Source organism: Mesorhizobium waitakense, from assembly GCF_056431085.1.
Window position 1 is genome coordinate 1 of the sequence record NZ_JBWKME010000221.1, and the last position, 1550, is coordinate 1550.

The window sequence follows — 1550 nt, forward strand, 5'->3', positions numbered from 1 at the left end:
GAGCGGGTCGGGCGCCACGACCACTTCTTCGAGCTCGGCGGCCACTCGCTCTTGGCGGTGCAGCTGATGGAGCGGTTGCGGCGGCTGTCGCTCGGGGTGGAGGTGCGCACGCTGTTCGCCAGGCCGGTGCTTTGCGATCTGGCCGCAAGCCTTGGCAGCCATCACGAGGTGGCGGTGCCTGCCAACCTGATCGGCGAACAGACCGCGGCGATCACGCCGCAGATGCTGCCGCTGATCGATCTGACCCAACAGGAGATCGACCGGATCGTGTCGACGGTGCCGGGCGGGGTCGCCAACATCCAGGATATCTATGGCCTGTCGCCGCTGCAGGACGGCATTCTGTTCCATCATCTGCTGGCCAGCCAGGGCGATCCATATCTGCTGGTGTCGCAAATGACGTTTGCCGAGCGCGATCTGTTGGAGCGCTATCTCGTCGCGGTTCAGCAGGTGGTGGATCGGCACGACATTCTGCGCACGGCCTTTGTCTGGGAGGGGCTGTCGAGCCCGGCCCAGGTGGTCTGGCGCAAGGCGGCCCTGGATGTGAGCGAGGTCGAGCTGGATGAAGATGGCGGTCCCGGTCATGAGCAGCTGAAGCGCCGGTTCGATCCGCGCCAGTACCGCATCGACCTTGGCCGGGCGCCCTTGATGCGCGTCGTGATCGCGCGCGAGCCGGGCAGCGGGCGCTGGCTGCTGCTGGAGCTGCTGCACCATCTGATCGGCGATCACACGACGCTGGAGGTGATGCATGCCGAGGTGCGGGCCGTGCTGGCAGGTCGCGGGCATGAGCTTGCCGCACCGCAGCCGTTCCGCAACCTGGTGGCGCAGGCGCGGTTGGGAGGCGATGCGAAGGCGCATGAAGCGTTCTTCCGCTCGATGCTGGCCGACATCGACGAGCCGACGCTGCCGTTCGGGCTAAGCCAAGTGCATGGCGACGGCAGCGGGGTCGGCGAGGCGCGTCGGATGCTGCCGCAGGCGCTCAACGAGCGGCTGCGGCAACAGGCGCGGCGGCTGGGGGTGAGCCTGGCGAGCCTCTGCCATCTGGCCTGGGGTCAGGTGGTGGCGCTGAGCAGCGGGCGAGAGCAGGTGGTGTTCGGCACGGTGTTGTTCGGCCGCATGCATGCGGGTGCAGGCGCCGAGCGGGCGCTGGGCCTGTTCATCAACACCCTGCCTGTGCGGCTTGACTTGGACGGCAGCGGGGTCGCGGCGAGCGTGCGCAGCACCCATGCGCGGCTTGCCGAGCTGCTCACACACGAGCATGCCTCGCTGGCCTTGGCGCAACGCTGCAGTGGCGTCGCAGCGCCGGCGCCGCTGTTCAGCGCGCTGTTGAACTACCGCCACAACACGCCGGCGGCCATGGCCGGCTCCGGGACGGAGGATGGTCTGTGTGGCATGGAATGGCTGGGCGGCGAGGAGCGCACCAACTATCCGCTGAGCCTGTCGGTGGAGGATTTTGGCGAAGCGCTCGGCCTCACCGCGCAGGTGGTGGAGCCGGTCTCTGCGGATCGGGTGTGCGGCTACATGCAGCACGCGCTCGAGCAACTGGCGGAGGC

General features: G+C 68.3%; 1 protein-coding gene. It reads left to right on the forward strand.

From position 1 onward, the window contains the following. A partial coding sequence (locus AC07FD_RS39370) for a condensation domain-containing protein (RefSeq protein WP_478354190.1) occupies nucleotides 1–1550 on the forward strand: 1550 nt, incomplete at both ends.